The sequence below is a fragment of the Oleiphilus sp. HI0128 genome (genome assembly GCF_001635365.1).
On the sequence record NZ_LWGG01000384.1, the window covers coordinates 1 to 506 of the forward strand.

The window sequence follows — 506 nt, forward strand, 5'->3', positions numbered from 1 at the left end:
TGCCATTGAAGCCGCGAGAGCAGGTGAACAAGGCCGGGGTTTTGCGGTCGTCGCAGATGAAGTCAGAACATTGGCAGGTAAAACCCAAGAATCAACCGAAGAAATTGACATCATCGTTAATAAGCTTCAAGAAAACGCTGAAAATGCGGTGGGTGTGATGGAAGAAAGCCTCTCTAAGGTCCATGAAACTGTAGAGCAAGCCAATACCGCCAACCACTCATTGGAAAATGTCACCAATATGGTCAATCAAATCAATAATATGAGTACCCAAATCGCGACAGCCGCTGAAGAACAAAGTGCTGTGGCTGAAGATATGAGTGAGAAAATTGTTGGCATTAAGGATCACGCTGAAGTCAACACAGAAAATGCTGGCACCACTCGCGTACTGTCTGAGCAACAAGCTGAATTCGCGATTGAACTGGAACAACTAGTCAATCAATTCAAAGTCTCCTAATCATCAGCAAGCTATACTCAATAGCCTGTATACGATGGAATTAAATTATCAC

The 506-nt window shown here is 43.9% G+C and carries 1 protein-coding gene; it reads left to right on the forward strand.

All coding sequences use genetic code 11. From position 1 onward, the window contains the following. Window positions 1-454: methyl-accepting chemotaxis protein (locus A3763_RS04720; protein ID WP_231872108.1), on the forward strand; the 454-nt coding region annotated here is incomplete at its 5' end. Window positions 455-506 lie beyond the last annotated feature (52 nt).